The 19,382-nt window shown below is 47.4% G+C and carries 18 protein-coding genes; all 18 read left to right on the top strand.

Annotated features, from left to right (window positions below; genetic code table 11):
* Nucleotides 1–37: 37 nt before the first annotated feature.
* The 18 genes from JOD82_RS16180 to JOD82_RS16095 all read left to right on the top strand — a co-directional run bounded on the left by JOD82_RS16180 (nt 38) and on the right by JOD82_RS16095 (nt 19,281).
* Complete coding sequence (locus tag JOD82_RS16180) at nt 38–1,675, top strand: sensor histidine kinase (RefSeq protein ID WP_029516188.1); 1,638 nt, start codon at nt 38–40, stop codon at nt 1,673–1,675.
* Nucleotides 1,676–1,791: 116 nt separating this feature from the next.
* On the top strand, nt 1,792–2,430 hold the full coding sequence (locus JOD82_RS16175) for a response regulator (protein ID WP_029516189.1): 639 nt from the start codon (nt 1,792–1,794) through the stop codon (nt 2,428–2,430).
* 281 nt (nt 2,431–2,711) lie between these two features.
* Nucleotides 2,712–3,455, top strand: coding sequence for a YveK family protein (locus JOD82_RS16170; protein WP_029516190.1), 744 nt, complete (start codon nt 2,712–2,714; stop codon nt 3,453–3,455).
* Nucleotides 3,439–4,077 carry a CpsD/CapB family tyrosine-protein kinase gene (locus tag JOD82_RS16165; protein ID WP_029516191.1) on the top strand — a complete coding sequence of 213 codons (639 nt, stop codon included), beginning with the start codon at nt 3,439–3,441 and terminating at the stop codon, nt 4,075–4,077. The genes JOD82_RS16170 and JOD82_RS16165 overlap by 17 nt, the downstream gene beginning before the upstream one ends.
* Nucleotides 4,078–4,116: 39 nt before the next feature.
* Nucleotides 4,117–5,010 carry a UTP--glucose-1-phosphate uridylyltransferase GalU gene (gene galU / locus JOD82_RS16160; protein WP_013309151.1) on the top strand — a complete coding sequence of 298 codons (894 nt, stop codon included), beginning with the start codon at nt 4,117–4,119 and terminating at the stop codon, nt 5,008–5,010.
* 16 nt (nt 5,011–5,026) lie between these two features.
* The gene (locus JOD82_RS16155) at nt 5,027–5,725 is read left to right on the top strand and encodes a sugar transferase (protein ID WP_013309152.1); all 699 of its coding nucleotides are present in this window, start codon (nt 5,027–5,029) and stop codon (nt 5,723–5,725) included.
* Nucleotides 5,725–6,660: a glycosyltransferase gene (locus tag JOD82_RS16150; protein ID WP_029516193.1), complete on the top strand. Its 936-nt coding sequence runs from the start codon at nt 5,725–5,727 to the stop codon at nt 6,658–6,660. The genes JOD82_RS16155 and JOD82_RS16150 overlap by 1 nt, the downstream gene beginning before the upstream one ends.
* A 10-nt stretch (nt 6,661–6,670) precedes the next feature.
* Entirely contained in the window at nt 6,671–8,008 is a 1,338-nt protein-coding gene (locus JOD82_RS16145) for an O-antigen ligase family protein (protein WP_039269528.1), read from the top strand.
* Nucleotides 8,009–8,012: 4 nt separating this feature from the next.
* Nucleotides 8,013–8,783 (top strand): WecB/TagA/CpsF family glycosyltransferase, encoded by a 771-nt coding sequence (locus JOD82_RS16140; RefSeq protein ID WP_013309155.1) that lies wholly within the window; start codon nt 8,013–8,015, stop codon nt 8,781–8,783.
* Between the two features lie 5 nt (nt 8,784–8,788).
* On the top strand, nt 8,789–10,231 hold the full coding sequence (locus JOD82_RS16135; protein WP_209949664.1) for an O-antigen ligase family protein: 1,443 nt from the start codon (nt 8,789–8,791) through the stop codon (nt 10,229–10,231).
* A 5-nt stretch (nt 10,232–10,236) separates the two neighbouring features.
* Complete coding sequence (locus JOD82_RS16130) at nt 10,237–11,616, top strand: lipopolysaccharide biosynthesis protein (RefSeq protein ID WP_029516196.1); 1,380 nt, start codon at nt 10,237–10,239, stop codon at nt 11,614–11,616.
* Between the two features lie 22 nt (nt 11,617–11,638).
* Nucleotides 11,639–12,478: a glycosyltransferase family 2 protein gene (locus JOD82_RS16125; RefSeq protein ID WP_039269533.1), complete on the top strand. Its 840-nt coding sequence runs from the start codon at nt 11,639–11,641 to the stop codon at nt 12,476–12,478.
* Nucleotides 12,465–13,652, top strand: coding sequence for a glycosyltransferase family 4 protein (locus JOD82_RS16120; protein ID WP_029516197.1), 1,188 nt, complete (start codon nt 12,465–12,467; stop codon nt 13,650–13,652). Before JOD82_RS16125 ends, JOD82_RS16120 begins: the two co-directional genes overlap by 14 nt.
* On the top strand, nt 13,649–14,797 hold the full coding sequence (locus JOD82_RS16115; RefSeq protein WP_029516198.1) for a glycosyltransferase family 4 protein: 1,149 nt from the start codon (nt 13,649–13,651) through the stop codon (nt 14,795–14,797). Before JOD82_RS16120 ends, JOD82_RS16115 begins: the two co-directional genes overlap by 4 nt.
* A 28-nt stretch (nt 14,798–14,825) precedes the next feature.
* Nucleotides 14,826–15,926, top strand: a complete 1,101-nt coding sequence (locus JOD82_RS16110; protein ID WP_029516199.1) for a glycosyltransferase — start codon at nt 14,826–14,828, stop codon at nt 15,924–15,926.
* Nucleotides 15,927–15,931: 5 nt separating this feature from the next.
* Nucleotides 15,932–17,260 (top strand): UDP-glucose dehydrogenase family protein, encoded by a 1,329-nt coding sequence (locus JOD82_RS16105; RefSeq protein ID WP_029516200.1) that lies wholly within the window; start codon nt 15,932–15,934, stop codon nt 17,258–17,260.
* Nucleotides 17,261–17,503: 243 nt separating this feature from the next.
* Nucleotides 17,504–17,650 (top strand): hypothetical protein, encoded by a 147-nt coding sequence (locus tag JOD82_RS16100; RefSeq protein WP_176715759.1) that lies wholly within the window; start codon nt 17,504–17,506, stop codon nt 17,648–17,650.
* 254 nt (nt 17,651–17,904) lie between these two features.
* Nucleotides 17,905–19,281 carry a sugar phosphate nucleotidyltransferase gene (locus JOD82_RS16095; RefSeq protein WP_029516201.1) on the top strand — a complete coding sequence of 459 codons (1,377 nt, stop codon included), beginning with the start codon at nt 17,905–17,907 and terminating at the stop codon, nt 19,279–19,281.
* Nucleotides 19,282–19,382: the final 101 nt, after the last annotated feature.

Here is a 19,382-nt window from a genome sequence, read left to right as displayed (position 1 = left end):
CCCATCGTCCCTTCAAAACACAGAATAGGGTGACAGGATGAAGTTGAGGAAGTCAGCAGAAGACAAAATGATTTTTCTATACCGTTATGTATCACTATCTTTAACGTCACTTGTTTTTCTGTTCGAATCATCTAGATTAATCGTGTGGCAGAAGCTGTTACTGATTGGTTTTCTATTTTTATCCGTTACAGCATTTACTTGGATTTACCGTAAATACAGACTTCATGATATGGTATTGAAATGTAGCATTGCACTAGAAACAGCAGGGATCATTTTGTTGTTATTCCCGACCGGAGGGATAAATAGCCCGTTCAAATGGTATGTGATTACTCCCATGCTGGTAGCTTGTGCTCATCTATCTATGAGGTACAGCTGGACGCTCCTACTTTCTTATATCGGTTTGGTGCTTACATTTTGTTATATCTTTTTTACACCAGGTCAATATTTTTTGTGGGATCTTATATTGCAGAACATTAATTTGTTTCTGGTATTGATCGTAACCACGATGGCAATGCAGGTTATCGGCGTCATGAAGGACGAACTGAAGGTGGCTAAAGAACAAGCCAATGAGACGATGGATCATATCAAGTCGATTTACCACATCATGGAGACGACCAGCCATAATGAGGCATTAAATCTGGGTCAGGTCATCTCGGATTACACTGTCAAGCTTACCAAGCAGAGCCGTGCATTTTTCTGGCTGGATAGTCAGGAGGAGGATGCACCGGCAAGCAGCCAGACAGGCTGGACGGTGGAGGAGGAAGAGCAGCTATTCGAGGAACTGGAGAATTACCGGGAGGAGTTCAGGGAAGAACGCGAACCATTTTTCAGACATCTGCCAGAATGGGGCGACTTTCTCATGATCACCGTACCGATGACGACCCGCTTTGTAGCGACGATTGGCCTCAAGCTGGGACCGGATCAAAGTCTGACAGGAAGACGCTGGCTCGTGCAACAACTGATATTCTTGGCTGAGCTGAGTGCTGTGTTTTTGGAGCGCTATGAGCTGGAGCGTATTGAGAATCAATTGATTGTGACGAATGAGCAGAACCGGATTGCAAATGAAATGCATGACAATGTTTCTCAGAGCCTTTTTGGTATTGTGTACGCAACGCATTCTCTCCGGCAAACCTGGTGTCATCAGCCAAAGGAGCAGGTGGAGGAGCAAATTGATCTAATTCAGCAATCTGCCAACCAAGCGGTTAGAGAGCTGAAAGGGGCGATTCATAGTCTAAGCTCGAAAAAAAGTGGAGGCTCAACTTGGTTAGGGACGGTGAAAAGTCATCTGCATACACTATCCAAGCTGAATCATGTACAAATTGATTTTGACATTCATGGTGATCATTATTCACTTCCGTATTTGTACCAAAAGGCTTTGTTCCGCATCATTTCCGAAGCGGCGGGGAACGCAATCCGTCATGGATTGGCCAAGCGAATTGATGTGAAGTTAAAATTGACGCCCCAAGTGATTAGACTGTCTATTCATGACGACGGAGTAGGGTTTGAGACGGCGAGAATGGTAGCAGGAGGTGAGGCGGTCAGTGCAGGCGGGGGCCTGGGCATGATGAATATGGAATATTTAGCTCAATCGATGGGAGGCGAATTTGATATTTCAAGTCGAATCGGAGAAGGAACACAGATCCGATTGTCCATTCCGGTAAATGCTTATGAATGAGGATTTTGCAAAATTCTCGAATAAAATGTGTGAACATTCTGCAATACAAAATCTGCGGTAACAATCGGATACATAGGGATTATGCAAATCCTGAACTGTAGACAGGAGGCCGAATCATGAAAATTGTCATTGTCGATGATCATCCTTTAGTACGGAAAGGACTCGCTGCGGTTATATCCATGCAGCCCAATGTTCAGTTTGCGGGAGAGGCCCAGAATCAACAGGAAGCACTTGTGGTGATTGAGGAAACGGATCCGGATCTGGTGCTGCTGGATTTGAAACTAGCTGATGAATCAGGGCTGGATATTATCAAGATAGCGCGCGGACGTGGTTTCAGAAGTAAATTTATTTTGCTGACCTCTTCCGCAACACGTGAAGATTTTCTGAAAGCAGAGGAAGCTTCCGTGGACGGTTATGTGCTTAAGGAAGCGTTGCCTGAGGAACTAATTTACGCGATTCATCTTGTCAACAAAGGACGCAAATATTATGATCCGGCTATTCTCGAAAACAAGCTGCGTGAAGATGCGGGCAATCTGACGGACGACCTGACGCCAAAGGAAAAGGAAGTGCTGGTCGAGTTGGGACAAGGAGCTTGCAATCGTGAAATTGCATCCCGATTATTTATCAGTGAGTTTACAGTCAAAAAGCATGTCAGTCAGATCTTGGCCAAGCTGCGGCTGGCGGATCGCACGCAGGCAGCATTGTATGCCAATGCCATTGGTCTGGCGAAGTACGAGCCAACAAACATGGTATGATGCGCTGACTCTATAAGCTGCATTGCACTTTCATATGCGAGTGAAATGAAAAGCCTCAAAATCACCAATTTTTGTGATTTTGAGGCTTTTTTCGATTTCTTTTTCCATAATCAACAATGTATGGTACAAAAGTATACCATGCCGTATCCGAAAGTATACATTCCCCTCCCCCTGTAGTGAGGGAGAAAGTGCCATTCGGTTCCATGTCGTTCACAGAGCCAATTGTTACAATAAAGTCATACTTAAATATGAAGAGAAATTGTATAGGAGGGAGGATTTTTGTGGAGAAAACCATTTTGGATTATCTAGTCCTGATTAAAAGAAGATTGTGGCTGATTGCGATTTTTGTCATTCTCTCATGTGTAACAACATACTTTGTGAGCGACAATGTCGTGAAGCCAGTCTACTCCGCTTCAAGCCAACTGCTGGTTAATCATATTTCCGCCAAGCAGGGGAGCAACAATCTGAACGACGTCAACACAAGTCTTAATTTGGTGGAAAGCTACAAGCAAATTCTCACTTCACCTAAAATTATGGACGCTGTTGTAGCGACTCATCCCGAATTCGGTTTGACACAGCAGAAGTTGGCAGAAAAGCTGCAGATTAAATCCTCGGATAAAAGTCAGGTTATCGGTTTGACGTTTGAGGCAGGGAGCTATCCACAGGCCGCAGCGGTTGTAAACGCGGTTACCCAGAAATTCGTACAGACGGTTCCGGGATTGATGGAATTGAATAATGTGAAAATTTTAAATGAAGCGGATCCTCAGGCCAATCCTGACCCGATTAATGGGAACCCGCTCATGAATATTGCGATTAGTTTTCTCGTATCGCTGATGATTGCATTGGGCACGATTGTGTTCCTGGAAAGCATTAACGGCACGCTGCGCTCGGAAAAAGAGGCAGACGCAGACATCGGTATTCCGGTAATTGCATCGATTCCAGTCATTCGCAAGAAGGACATCGATGGAGCAGCTGGAAATTCCAAAGAACGGGTAGGGGAGCGTAAATATGCTGCGATTGAATGACATGTTGATTACAGAAAGTAATCCATCATCGTATATCTCGGAATCATTTCGATCCCTCCGTACATACATTCGGCAGCAGGTGATTGGACAAAAGGACCGTGGGACGGTTCTATTGTTGACCTCGCCGGAAAGCGGAGCGGGTAAAACAACACTGCTCGCCAACATCGGAGTTTCTTTTGCACAAGAAGGCAAGAAGGTGGCTCTGGTGGATTGCAATCTGCATAAGCCAGCGCTGCACGAGATATTCGGAATGGAGAATACCGGAGGTCTATCGGCTTATTTGCGCGGTGGGGCTTCTTCCAAGTCTATCGTTAGGCATGGTGGCCTGGAGCTATCGGTTGTTCCCGGTGGAGACACCCTGTACAACGCAGCGGATCTGCTCGGTAGCGAACGTATGGCTGAGCTGCTGGAAGAGCTCAAACGTGAATATGACATCATCTTACTCGATTCAGCTCCGGCGCTGAATTATACGGATGCCCGCCTGATTGCAGGCTTGACAGATGGTGTGATTCTCGTTGCTAAACATGGTCGTACCAAACGGGAAGATCTGCGCAAAACAAAGCAACTCATGGAGCAGGCCAGTGCGACGCTGGTTGGAATTGTGATGAATCAGGTGAAGTAAGCAACACCAAAATTCGATGAAGCAAGGAGAATGAGTGCGATGACGAAAAGAGTGAAAAAGGCCATTATTCCAGCAGCAGGGTTAGGTACGCGCTTCCTCCCTGCCACCAAAGCGATGCCTAAGGAAATGCTTCCAATTATCAACAAGCCTACGATTCAATATATCGTGGAAGAAGCGATTGCTTCTGGTATTGAGGACATTATTATCGTTACGGGTAAAGGCAAACGTGCCATTGAGGACCACTTTGACAACGCATTTGAGCTGGAATCCAAACTGCTCGAGGACGGTAAGCTGAAGCTTCTGGAGGAAGTACAGCGTTCTTCGGGAGTGGAAATTCACTACATTCGCCAAAAAGAACCCAAAGGTCTTGGACATGCGGTATGGTGCGCAAGACGCTTTATCGGGGACGAGCCGTTTGGTGTGCTGCTGGGTGATGATATCGTAACAGGTCAGAAGCCTTGCCTGCGCCAGCTGATGGATCAGTATGAGGAAACTCAAAATTCGGTTATCGGTGTGCAGCGGGTACCGCAGGAATTTACGAACCGGTATGGCATCATTGAACCGGATCAGCAGGACGGACGCTTGTACCGAGTGAATAATTTTATAGAAAAACCGGCTCCAGGCACAGCGCCATCCGATTTGGCTATTATGGGTCGCTACGTGTTCTCACCGAAAATTTTCAAATATCTTGATCTTCAGGAAAAAGGAGCTGGCGGCGAAATTCAGTTGACGGATGCGATCCAAAAGCTGAATCAGAGTGAGCGTGTGTACGCCTATGATTTTGAAGGCACACGTTATGACGTAGGTGAGCGTCTTGGATATATTTTAACCACACTTGAATTTGCACTTGCCAGCGATGATTTGAAGTATCCGGTTATGGAGGCCATGAATGAATGGTTGAAAAAGACCGAGAAAGCAACCACGGCAGGTTGAGAGGGGGTACGTCAGCATGAGCATGGAAAATTTACCGGAGGACGGCGAGGCTGTCATGTCAGGTAAAGCGTTTTACATGCCATACGGAAATACACAAATTCAGGATAAAACGTCCTACCTGGTCACAAAACGCCTCCTTGATATGCTGCTGTCGTTCGTGGGCTTGATCGTCTTGCTTCCGCTTTTTGTAGTGGTAGGCGTTCTGATTAAGCTCGAAGACCCAAAGGGAAGCGTGTTTTTCAAGCAAACTCGGGTGGGCAAGAATGAGAAGTTATTCGATATGTATAAATTCCGTTCAATGGTGTCCAATGCTGAGGAACTGAAAAAGGACTTGATGGAGCTGAATGAAGTGAGCGGCGCCATGTTCAAAATTAAAAACGATCCTCGGATCACGAAAATTGGTAGTTTTCTGCGCAAGACGAGTATTGATGAGATTCCGCAGCTGTGGAACGTGTTGGTCGGCGACATGACTTTAGTCGGTCCGCGTCCGCCGTTGCCCAGCGAGGTCGAGCAATATTCCGATTATGATAAGCAACGCCTGATTGTAACACCAGGATGTACGGGTTACTGGCAGGTGAGCGCACGTAACAGTGTAGGCTTCGAAGAAATGGTGCAAATGGATTTGAAGTATATTCATGTACGCAATACGTGGCTCGATTTGAAAATCATCATGAAAACAGGCGTTAAAATGCTGTTCTCCAAGGATGCTTATTGATGGATGCATTCAAGCGATGTCCCGCAGTATCCGTCGTTATTTGCACCTATAACCGGGCGGATCTGCTGGAGAAAACGTTAATGTCCCTGCTGGAGCTGGAAGACCTCGCACTGGCTGAGATCATTGTGGTCGATAATCGGTCCACCGATCATACAGCGGCGACGATCAAAAGGTTCACTGTCGCACATGGTCAGAATATCCATCTCCGATATCATTATGAGCGAGAGCAAGGACTGTCTGCAGCTCGTAATGCAGGTATTACGTTATCAAGAGCGGAAGTCATTGCTTTTCTCGATGATGATGCAATTCCGTGTGTTACATGGTTGCAAACGATTATGTCAGCATTCGGGAACAATCCTGAGCTGACGGCTATGGGTGGGAAAATTGACCCTATGTTTGAGACGGAACGACCGGGTTGGCTGACAGGCCCGCTTGAACTGCCTTACACGATTATTGATCTGGGCAAAGCCATTCGTGAATATCCGTCGGGACTGAATCCATTTGGAGCGAATATGGCGATGCGTAAAACGGCTTTTGCCGCTGTTATGTTCCCGCTTCATCTAGGCAGAAAGGGAGATATCCTTCTATCTGGTGAAGAATCGTGGGTATTCGAGCAAATCCGTAAAAATGGTGGAACGATTATGTATCATCCACACATGTCTGTGGAACATTTTGTGCCGGCTTCACGGTTAACAAAAGAATGGATCATGAACCGCTACTATTGTCAGGGCATGTCTAACGCTGCTCAGGCCGTAGGTCTGCGCGGCAACGCGATGCTGATGGCGAAGACGGCAGCCAAAGTGTTATACATCACTTTGGATTCCCTGCTGGCGCGTAGTGAGGGCAGGAAGCTGTTGAACCGGTGCAGGCTTGAAAGTATCCGTGGGACGCTGGATACACTGCGCAACCGGAAAAGCGAGTCAGCTGCGGGGTGAAAGATGGAACATGAGTAACTATCCTTGGACTACTAGAATAAACACCATACAGCATGTTTTTATTTTTCTACTGGGCGCTCTTGCTGTAGGAATTGCGGCTACCTATCAGCCGGTGGTCAGTATTGCGGCGGTATGTTTACTGCTCTTGCTGGCTGTTTCTATCCATCATCCGGAGCGCATCAGCTATGCTGTTTTGCTAAGTACAGCAGTCTCAGTCGATTCTCTGTATCAGGGCGGCGTGTTCGGTATTGAGATTTTGTCATTGTACAAATTGGGCATTTTGGCTCTGCTGGTGCCGTGCATGCTCGTGTATGGCATACGTCTCAAGTTCAGCTATCCGGTCTGGGCATTGGTGATCATGCTGGGGATCACATTTGGATTTTCAGCATGGATGCCTTTGTTAACGACCTCGATTGCCGTCAAGGCGTTCGTCGGTTTATCACTCCCTTTCTTTTTTTTACTGATCCAGTGGAAAAAGGATGTGGCAGAAAAGCATATCCGACTGATCAGTCTGTTGCCAATTATTAGTGTGGTCATTGGGCTGGGTTTGCAGGTTCTAGGGCTGCATTCGTTTACGGATGTGGAATTTACGGGCGCAGTCAGAGTACAAGGAGCGAATATACCGCCGCATCTGGCAATGCTCTCCTTTCTCGGAATTGCCGTCTCTCTAATTGAGGTCAAGCGCAAACCCAAGCAAGCCGCTTTTTATTACACAGTGTTGGCACTGAACTTTTTGATTCTGATCGCCACCGGTACACGTGGACCGATTCTGGCATTGTTATTAATGTTTGCTGTGTATCTGTTTGATATTGCCCGTCAGTACCTCAAGGGGAAAGTCAATTATTTGCTACCGCTGGCCGGATCGTTTTTGGTTGCTCTGGGGGCGGTGGCCCTGCAATGGAACAATTTAAAAAAACGCTCCTTCGAACGGGAGACCGATACAGGCATTGACCTGTCGGGACGCTCGGAGGCATGGGAATATTTTTTGAACAGAGTACATGATTACCCTTGGTCAGGTAGAGGTCTTGGCGCGGTAACGGTTGCGAACGACGGGACGTTATTCAATGGTTTCGTTGTACCGCATAATGAGTATATTCGCTTTTATTTTGACACGGGATATATCGGTTGCGGGCTATTAATGCTTTCATTGCTGATCGTGTTCGCTCTCATTTACCGGTCGCTTGCCAAGTCTATCAAACCTTATTTTGCAAGCTTAATTGCAGGCTTTCTGATCTACTCGTTTTCAGATAATACGTTGTCGACGGTTCAGATGATTATTCCATTTTGCTGGTATTTAAACGCGTTATACCAGACATCTACTCAAACCGATTTTCGCAAAGAGAAGTGATACCATGAGCAGAGTGAACATGTTCGATGTCAACTTTGATAATTACGATTTTAATGATCTACTCGAATTTATAGATACTTCTATTGAACATCAGCGTCATTCCTACATTTTGACCTGTAATGTCGATCATGTGATCAAGCTTCGCAAGGATGATGAATTCCGCAAGGTGTATTCAGATGCCGGAGCTGTAGTGGCCGATGGGATGCCTATCATATGGGCGTCCAAGTTACTGAAAAAGCCCCTCAAACAAAAAGTGTCCGGGTCAGATTTGTTCACTCGGTTGGGGGAGGCTTTTGAGGATCGAGGCTATCGTTTATTTTTTCTGGGTGCAGCTGACGGTATTCCTGAGAAGGCTATGCTCAATCTCCAGGAATCTTATCCGAACATGAACGTGGTGGGCTGTTACTCTCCTTCTTATGGATTTGAGAAAAACGAAGAGGAGAACAGACACATTGTCCAATTGCTGCAAGAGGCTCGCCCGGACATCGTTTTTGTTGGTGTAGGCGCACCTAAACAGGAAAAATGGATTTACAGATATTATGAGACTTACCGCGCTCCGATTTCGATTGGGGTGGGAGCGACCTTTGATTTCCTGTCGGGAAATGTGAAAAGAGCACCGGAGCTGATGCAGAAGACGGGATTTGAATGGTTCTGGAGATTGTCTCAGGAGCCTAAACGATTGTGGAAAAGATATTTGATTGAGGATTCCCAATTTCTCGTTCTGCTGTTTAAGGAGATGTTCAAGCGGAAGCGGATGAAGGGAGGTCAGGGGTGAGAAACATGAGTCGGTTGGCAGATCAGCAGATTTCCGTTTGGCTAGGAAATCGGCGTGGAATCGGCATGATCGGCATGGGGTTGCTGGCTTGTATGCTGCCACTCGCCATCGGATTTGCCAGCGCCAAGATGAATCCCACCATGAGCCAGCAGGGAGCCATATTGCTGGCGCTCGTTTTTCCGGCCTTCCTGCTGGCGATCTTGCAATCCCGGCTACTGATTCCTTACACGCTGGTAGTGTGGGCAGTAGGCCCGGAAATCCGCCGTATTGCGGATTGGTTGGAGGGAACCTACCACTCGGTTTCCTTGTTGAGTGTGGCACCGCTGCTGGTAAGCAGCATGTTGATTATTCCTGTGCTGCGGGGTATTCATCTGGCGGAAAAGCCATTAACCCGAATTGCTGTATTTTTCGGCATGGAATTGGCCTACGGAAGTGTCGTCGGGTTATTCAAAAATGGTATTGTTTTTGCTTATGATTTAGCCAATTATGTGGTTCCTTTGATCCTGTTGCCTTATCTTGCGATTAAGCCCATGAAGGCGAAGGAGCTGGACCGACTGCTGTATTCATATGCCAACATTGCTGTTCTTGTGGCAATTTACGGCATTATCCAGTACTTGACGGTGCCTCCGTGGGATGCATTTTGGATGAATCATGTAGAAATGAATTCCATTGGTGTTCCAGAACCACTTCAAATCAGAGTATTTTCTTCCATGAACTCGCCCGGTCCGTGCGCTATTTTCCTGGCAATGGCACTTGTACCCATGCTAATGGAAAAACGTTGGCGTGGCACTTTGGGATGGATCGGAATCCTGCTGACGGTCGTTTGTCTCTTAATCACGCTGGTACGTTCAGCCTGGCTAATTGCATTCGTCATGTTGCTGGCTTATATTCTCAGTTCATCTTCCAAGGGGAAGTGGAAGACCTTGGTTCAACTAGCTGTCGTCGGTCTTCTTCTCTACATTATTGTTCCAAAACTTCCAGGGGCAGAGGGTTTGGTGGCTCGTATGCAGACGTTGACGGATATTCAACAGGATCATTCGTACAACGAGCGTTTGGATTTACTGCATACGATGCTTCCGGCGATTACTAGCAATCCAGTCGGGCAGGGGATCGGGAGTGTAGGAATCGGAACCAAGCTTGATAACGGCGGCGATCTCGGTGAACTTGGGATTATGGATAATGGGTATATTGCCATTTTCCTCACCTTCGGTATTTTCGGAGCATTCTTTTTCTTCGGTGGTCTGTTCGTTATCATCAAGCGCCTTCTCGTCCGTATTGCCGAACGAGATTCCAGTCAGCCTTATATCAGACTGGCGTTGGCTACGTGGGCTGGAGCTGTAGCCAGTCTCATATCGGATAATGGTTTCCCGGGTATGCGCGGCTATCTGATCTGGATGATGATCGGAATAGGACTATGGGCAAAAGATGTCATCGCGGAAAGAAGGTAAAGGCTGTGCAAAACTTACAAGCATTATCCGCACCTGTCCGGACACTATGGTCCACAGTGATTCGGTTTGCCAAAAGCAAGGATAACAGCTCTGCAGCAGTAAAAACGATGATATTCAGTATGCTGATTCTCGTCGTGAACATGCTGACTGGTGTGCTAACGGCACGATTCCTGGGTCCTACTGGACGCGGGGAACAGACAGCGATGGTGAACTGGTCTCAATTTCTCGCCTTCTGCATGAGCTTCGGTGTCCCTTCTGCATTGATTTACAATGCGAAAAGGAAACCGGAGGAAACGGGCAAGCTGTATGGTTTGGCCTTGTTGCTGGCTACCATGTTCGGGGGCTTGGCGACACTCGTCGGAGTATTTCTAATTCCTTATTGGCTGCGCTCTTTTTCTTCATCGGTCATCCTTTTCGCGCAGTGTTCCATGATGATGTGTCCGCTCATAGCGATTTCACAGATCAATAATGCATTGCTTCAAGTTCGCTCGGAATATAAGCAGTACAATTTATTCCGGTATCTGGTACCGCTAAGTACGTTGCTGGGTCTGGCGATTCTGATCCTAACCGGAAATATGAATCCGTACACCTCGGCATTGGCTTATTTACTACCAGGCTTGCCGATTTATATCGGTGTCACGATACGAATGATTCGGCTGTACAAACCCAAGGTAAAGAACAGCTGGACGCAATTTAAAAATCTCTTTACCTACGGTATGGGTTCATACGGAAATGATCTCATGGGGCAGGTTTCCACTTATATTGATCAGATTTTGATTGCGGGTCTGCTCAGACCCGCTGATCTCGGTTTATATGCAGTAGCGGTCAGCTTGGCCAGGATGGTGAATGTATTTTCTACCTCGATCATTGTCGTGCTGTTTCCCAAAGCCTCTGGTCTGAATAAGGAAGAGGCGGTGGACATAACATTTCGGGCATTTCGAGTGACATCAACAGCAACCTTTCTGGCTGCGATGATGCTGATGCTGATTGCTCCGTTCGTATTTACATTGTTATATGGTCAAGAGTTTAAACAAGCGCTTACGGTATTCCGGTTCCTTGTGCTTGAGGTTGCTATCAGTGGAGGGACCATGGTGCTGGCACAACAATTTATGGCGTTGGGTAAGCCCAAACTGGTTACCATTCTACAGGGTGTCGGATTGGCGCTCGTCATTCCATTGCTGTCCATACTCGTGCCGAGATATGGATTGACGGGTGCAGGGATAGCAATGCTGTCTTCGGGGATTCTACGGTTCATTTTCATTTTATGTAATGTTAAATTCGTTCTAAAAATGAAGATTCCAAGACTGCTTATTTCCAAACAAGATTTTCAATGGCTCCGATCAACGATGTCACACTACATCCGGAAAAAGCCAGTTAACGGTTAGATAAAGAAGGAGGCACCCGCTAATGAACCACATGTCTAGCGTTCCCGCGGACAACCGGATATCCGTAGTTATTATCGCTCAGGATGATGGCACTCGAATCACAGCCGCCATTAAATCCTGCAAGCCCTTTGCGGACGATATCGTCGTCATTGACGGAGGGAGCAAGGACAATACGATTCAGGTAGCTGAATCCTTGGGCTGTCGGGTGTTTTCTAACCCGTGGCCCGGTTATGCCAAGCAGCGCATGTTTGGTGTTGAAAAAGCGGAATTTGATTGGATATTCCTGATTGATACGGACGAAGTAGTGGATGCAGAGTTGCTTGGAGATTTGTTGAAAGTAAAAGAAACGCTCCACGATCCGGCCAAAGCATATTCCGTATTTCGGATTGGTGATTTTCTCGGCAAATGGATGAATAAAGGCGAATATCTGGTTCGTTTGTACAATCGTCGTATTTATGGCATTACGAATAGTCTTGTTCATGAAATGCCGGATGTAGCCTCTTCCCAGATTGTCAATCTGGAGGGTGTGTTATGGCACTACGGCTTCCGCAGCATCAGTGATCATATGACCCGTTTTAATAAATATACAGATCTGGAAGCAGAGACGGCGTTTAACAAAGGAAGATCCTTTCGGATGACCAGACTGTTGTGGCGGCCTCCTGCCCGCTTTGTGCAGAAGTATTTTGTCCAAGGCTTATACCGCAAGGGATTGGCGGGTTTTGCCGTAGCCGTTTTCTGGGTGATGTATGAGTTTCTCGTCTGCTTCAAGCATTATGAGCTAACCAAGCGGCGAAAAAAGATAGAAATCGTGGATGACGGACATACCGAGCAGAAAGGAGAAACCAGCTATGTCGTACAATAACGGATTTCGTATTGCGGCAACGGGGTTGAGCTGGCCGTCTTTGCAGCCAGGAGGCCTCAACACATATTTCCAATCGATCTGTGAGCAGCTTACGTTAGAGCGCAATACGTTGGATGCTCTAATCTGTAGTGACGAGCAGCCGCAAGCACCCGACCGTATTCGGATTCATACGATTGGCAGCAAGCAGCAATCCATCTGGAAGCGCCGGGAGCTAATGCAAAAATATGCAGCAGAGTTGTTCGACAAGCAACCGATGGATATATTGTATTCCCATTTTGCTCCCTATAGTGTCGGGCCAGCGCTGGAGGCGAAAAAAAGAGGAATCCCGGTAGTTACCACCTTTCACGGACCGTGGACGGAGGAAATGAAGATTGAAGGACAGGGTATCAAGCATTTTCTAAAAACGACGTTGGCTAAATCCATTGAAATGAAGGCCTACGGTCTGTCGGATAAATTTATAGTGCTAAGCGAGACTTTTCGGGATATTTTGCATGAGCACTATAAGGTTCCACTCAGCAAAATTCACATTATTCCCGGAGCGGCGAATGTAGAAAGGTTCCACCCAGCAGAGGATCGGGGAGCAGTACGAGAGCGTCTGAATTTGCCGCAAAACGCGACGATTGTGCTAACCGTTCGTCGTCTTGTTAATCGAATGGGACTGCTACAGCTACTCGAAGCATGGCGACGAGTAACCGAGCGTCATCCTGATCATCTGCTGCTGATTGGAGGGAAGGGCCCCTTGATGGAGGAATTGGCTTCCAAGGTAGCGGAATACAATCTTCATAACCATGTAAGGCTGCTCGGTTATGTGTCGGATGAGGAGCTTCCACTGTACCACCAAGCATCGAATTTGTTCGTCGTACCTACACAGGCGCTGGAAGGTTTCGGTCTGATCACGGTGGAGGCAATGGCTTCGGGACTGCCAGTGCTGGCCACTCCTGTGGGCGGTAGCAAGGAAATTTTAAGGGGATTCCGTCCCGAGCTATTGTTCCAGGGAACGGACAGTGAAGCCATTGCTGAAGGGTTGCTGCGTGTGCTGGATCATCGTGAACTTCTACCGAATGCAAGGGAATGCCGGGACCATGTCCTGAGCAGATATACATGGGGACATGTAGCGGAGCAGGTGGAAGAGGTGTTCCGACAGGTCCTTGACAGAAAGGCGGCGGCGAAATGATGAGAGTAGCTTATATTGACCATACGGCAAGATGGAGCGGCGGCGAAGTCGCTTTGTATAACATACTGACGAATATCGGGGAACATATCGACCCGCTCGTTATTTTGGCAGAGGAGGGCGATTTGGCAGATCGGCTTCGGCAGCGTGATATTGATGTGCGCATCGTTCCATTGGACGATTCGATTCGCAATCGGGGACGGAACGCCGTGAATCTAGGTGCGCCTGCAGCAGCTTTTCGTTTGCTGGCATACGGTAGAAAACTTGCGCCCTTGCTGCGTGAGGAAAAGGTCGTGTGCGTTCACACGAACTCGCTCAAGTCTGCACTGTATGGTACAGTAGCTGCCAAATCGGCGAAGCTGCCCTTGATCTGGCATATCCGTGATCACATCGGTCCGCCGTATCTGAAGCCGATTGTAGCCAAAGGGATTCGGCTGATGTCCCGCTTTTTGCCCAACGGAGTGATTGCCAATTCCAAGTCCACGCTGAGTGCATTGGAGTTACCCCCGGACAAAAAGACGCTCGTCGTTTATTCCGCTTTTGCCAAAGCAATTACAGCACGTGACACGGCTGCGCATTCACGTGGTGATGACTCGTTTAACGTCGTATTGGTCGGCAGATTGGCGGAATGGAAGGGACAACATATTTTACTGGAAGCGGCACGTTCCTTTTTACCAGATCAGCGCGTGAAATTCTGGCTGGCTGGAGATGCATTGTTCGGAGAAGAGGAATACAAGCAACGATTAGAGTCCACGATGCGCGAATACGGGTTGGCTAATGTCAATCTGCTGGGGCACGTCGATGACATTCAAGGCCTGATGCAGCGTTGTGATTTACTGATTCATACCTCTATTACACCAGAACCATTCGGTCAGGTCATTATTGAAGGCATGGCTGCTGGTCTCCCAGTGATTGCTTCCAATGAGGGTGGACCCAAGGAAACGGTGGTACCCCATGAAACCGGGCTACTTATTGAACCGGGTGACCCGGCTAAGCTGGAAGAAGCCATCCGCTGGATGTTGGAGCATCCACAGGAACGTCAGCAGATGGGTGAGAGAGGGATGGAACGGGTCAAGAAGCATTTTGTCATCGAGAACACAGTTAAGGATATAGTTCATTACTATAAGGGTTTGTTGGCAGGAGTCTGACCGACATTCGCGTTAAAGGATGATTTAGATGAAAATAGCGATAGCACACGATTACTTAATCCAAATGGGCGGAGCGGAAAGGGTAGTAGAGGTATTCCACGATATGTATCCGGAGGCTCCTATCTTCACAACGGTGTTCAGCGACGACCGCCTGTCGCGTAACTTGAAAGATGCGGATATTAGAGCCACTTGGCTACAAAAAGTCCCAGGAGTGAAGGCCAACTTCAAAGGAGTGCTGCCGCTATATCCCATCGCTATCCGTGATTTTGATTTTAGGGATTTCGATATTGTTTTAAGCTCCAGCAGTGCATTTATGAAAAGCATCCAGGTACCCAAACATACGTTTCACATTTGTTATTGTCACACACCGATGCGGTTTGCCTGGGATTACGATACATATATGGCCCGGCAGTCCAAATCCAACCTGCTCAAAAACATGCTAAAGCTGTACATGAACCGGTTGAAAACATGGGATGCCAAAACTTCGCGCAACGTAGACCAGTTTGTCGCCAACTCTTCGGTTGTTAAAAGAAGAATTTTGCACTATTACCAAAGGGATTCGGATGTCATTTTCCCACCTATTAATACATCCCGTTTTAAACGCGCTACAAACATCGGTGACTATTACCTGATCGTATCCCGATTGGTGTCCTACAAGCGCATCGATCTCGCGATCGAAGCATTCAAACGTAACGGTCTCAAGCTGCGCATTGTGGGTGAAGGACCAGATCGTAAACGACTCGAAGGTATGGCTGCCCCGAACATTGAGTTCCTCGGCAGGCTTGAGGACGAAGAGGTTAACAAGCTGATGGCAGAATGCCGAGCGCTCGTTTTTCCGGGCGAAGAGGACTTCGGTATTACGCCTTTGGAGGCGAATGCGGCCGGACGGCCTGTCATCGCTTTTCAGGGTGGGGGAGCGCTGGATACGATTGTTCCTCATGTGAACGGCGTATTTTTCCGCAAGCATCAAGTAGAGGATGTGCTAGAGGCCGTCGCAAAGGTCGAGCAGCATGCATGGAATGTGGACGATATCATTACCCATGCCCGCAAATTTGATGAAGATAACTTCAAGGATCAACTGAAAAAGTATGTAGAACAAGCCTATGTGAACTTTCTAAAAGGAGGATGAACGGAATGAAGCTGGCTGTAATTGGTACTGGATACGTTGGGCTCGTCTCGGGTGTATGTTTTGCGCAAAAAGGTAATGAGGTGATTTGTGTCGATCTGGAGCAGTACAAAATCGACATGTTGAACCGGGCAGAATCTCCGATTTATGAACCGGGTATTGAGGAATTGATCGCGCTGAATCTGGAAGCAGGTCGATTGGAGTTTACTTCGGATTTGGCTGATGCGGTACGCCGCTCGGATATCGTCATTTTGGCGGTAGGTACGCCTTCTCTGGCTAACGGCGAGGCGAACTTGTCCTACATTGAACAGGCGGCTGCTGATGTTGGGAAAGCCATGAACGGGTATAAGATTATTATGACCAAGAGTACTGTACCTGTCGGAACGAACGAAAAGATTAAGGACGTATTGGCTCGTCACACGAGTTTGTCTTTCGATATCGTATCTGCGCCGGAGTTTCTGAGAGAAGGCTCAGCCATCAATGATACGCTTCATCCGGATCGCATCATTATTGGTTTGGACAATACTGGATTGCGTGAAACAATGGTCACTCTGCATCAGGTGTTCACGGATAAAATCTATGTGACGGATATCCGTAGTGCTGAAATGATCAAATACGCGTCCAATGCGTTCCTGGCAACTAAAATTTCGTTTATTAACGAAATCGCTAATATTTGCGAAAAGGTTGGCGCCGATGTAACCTGTGTGGCTGATGGCATGGGTATGGACAAACGGATCGGCTCCTCTTTCCTACAAGCAGGGATCGGGTATGGTGGCTCTTGCTTTCCAAAAGACACAAATGCGCTTATCCAAATTGCGGGTAATGTAGACTATGAATTTAAGTTGTTGAAATCGGTGGTCGAGGTGAATACCGACCAGCGCTTTATGATTGTATCCAAGCTGCGTGAATCGCTGGGTCAACTGAACGGTGTGTCGATTGGCATTTGGGGCCTCGCCTTCAAGCCAAATACAGACGACATCCGCGAAGCTCCAGCACTGGAAATCGTAGAAACACTCATTCAGGCAGGCGCAATTGTCAAACTGTATGATCCCATTGCGATGGATAAATTCAAGGAGCACGTGGATCACCCGAATATTGTGTGGTGCTCATCCCCACAGCAAGCCGCCGAAGGTAGCGACGCTGTGTGCCTGTTGACCGATTGGGAAGAGTTCAAAAAGGTCGATCTCGTACAACTGGCCTCCCTTCTGCGCAAACCGGTTCTAATTGACGGTCGTAACGTATTCGCCGAGGAACAGATTCAAGGCTCCGGGCTGGAATACTATTCCGTGGGTCGTCCGCGGATGAGTGGGTGGAACAGAGATAAAGTGGAAGTTTAAAAAGTGACTGTGGTGGTGGGGGAGGCGCTGCGCGTGCAGATTGTTCTTCCGATTGCTGTTACCTCCGTATTTTCTTGATTGTATAAAACATTCAAAGGTTAAAATCCGGGGGTAAAGGCAAACGCTGACGCTTCTTCAGAACAATTCTGCCCGCTCCGCTGCTTTCCGCCGTGGAGTCACAGTTTTTAAACTCCCACCTTATGGGATGGGAGTAGGAAGGGCGTATCGGAAGGAGCGGCACCGTTGAGGCCGCTCCTTCCGGTCAAGCGCCGCTGCGCCGCCCCTGTGGAGCAAGCACTACCATGCGGATACGCTATGCTGCTCCTGCGACGCAAAGACGCCATTGCTGTTGCCGAAGGCGTGAGATTTTTACAGGCTGACCGGACTTAATAATGTCCGGTCGCGCCTTTTGCAATAAACGATATGATCGGCATGATGCATTTTTGAGTAGCGCAGGGGTGGATTTGAATCTGGAGAAGCGATAGCGTTCGCCTTTGTACCGGGATTCAAACCTATATACGATTTTATATAATCGAATGAATCCCGGTCCAACAGCGATCGTAAGATCAAATCCAGCCCGTAGCGGACTACTCAACCCTGCCCCATCCGATCACCCATACATTATAGAGAGGAAGTGGAGAGTTATGAAGCTCGTACTTTTGTCTGGTGGTTCCGGTAAAAGATTATGGCCTTTGTCCAACGATTCCCGTTCCAAACAATTTTTGAAGGTACTGGAGAGCCCGGAGGGGACTTCGGAATCCATGGTACAGCGGGTATGGAGACAATTGGGAGACAACGGATTATCAGAATCCTCGTTTATTGCGACAGGGAGAGCACAGGTCGAAATGATCCAGAGTCAGGTTGGGCCGAATACGCGTATCATTGTTGAGCCAGAACGCAGAGACACCTTTCCTGCGATTGCGCTGACAGCGACTTATTTATATTCCATTGCGGGTGTTTCACCTGATGAAATTGTAGCTATATTGCCTGTAGATCCTTATGTTGAGGATGCTTTCTTCGCCTCCGTAGCCCAACTGGAACATACGCTTCAGGAGAGTGAAGGCAAGCTTGCATTAATCGGGGTTGTCCCTTCCTATCCTTCAGAGAAATATGGTTACATTATTCCGAAAAACGATGCCACCCAAGGTAGCACTGGCTACCGCGAAGTGAGCCATTTTCAAGAGAAACCCGACCGGGAGCAGGCGGAGCGTCTGATTGAACGCAATGCTCTATGGAACTGCGGGGTTTTTGCGTTCAAATTAAGTTATTTGCTGGATATCTTGGCATCCAAGGGATTGCCGCTGAATTATGAAGAAATGCAAAAGCAATACGCATCTCTGGAAAAAATCAGTTTTGACTATGAAGTAGTCGAGAAGGAAAAGGACATTGTAGTTCTTCCGTATGATGGTTTTTGGAAGGATTTAGGTACTTGGAATACGCTCACAGAAGAAATGTCTAATCAACAAGTGGGCAGAGGTGTAGTAACGGAGGATTGCGTCAATACGAGTCTTATTAACGAGTTGGACATTCCTGTGGCGATCATTGGAACGAATGATCTGATTGTAGCCGCTAGCCCGGATGGCATTCTTGTGACCAATAAGGCAGAAAGTCCTCGTATTAAAGAAGTGCTCAAGGCTCATGATCAGCGTCCAATGTATGAAGAACGTCGTTGGGGGCAGTATCGGGTTGTGGATTATGTCAAATATGACGAGGGTAACGAGGTATTGACCAAACGAATCCGCGTACGAAAAGGCAAAAATATCAGCTACCAGCTTCATTTCAAACGGAGTGAAATCTGGACCATTATTAGCGGTGAAGCGGAAATTATTTTGAATGAGAAGCTACACAAAGTAAAGGCTGGTGATGTAGTCCGCATTCCTGAAGGGACGAAGCATAGCATTTTGGCTGTGACCGATGTGGATTTTATTGAGGTGCAGACTGGCTCTGAATTGGTTGAAGAGGATATTGTCCGCTTTTGTATGGATTGGAATGAAATTTCCCGTCACCAATTTATCTCATAATTATTTTCGTGAAAACGAAAAAAAGACAAATTCATGAAAATTCATGGCCCAAACTGTCGAATTTGGGCGAAAACCTGTAAATTCATGAACATGACCTATTA

Origin of the sequence: Paenibacillus sp. 1182 (genome assembly GCF_017833915.1) — a bacterium.
GTDB lineage: Bacteria > Bacillota > Bacilli > Paenibacillales > Paenibacillaceae > Paenibacillus > Paenibacillus polymyxa_D.
This window is presented reverse-complemented; position numbering and strand designations above follow the sequence as displayed.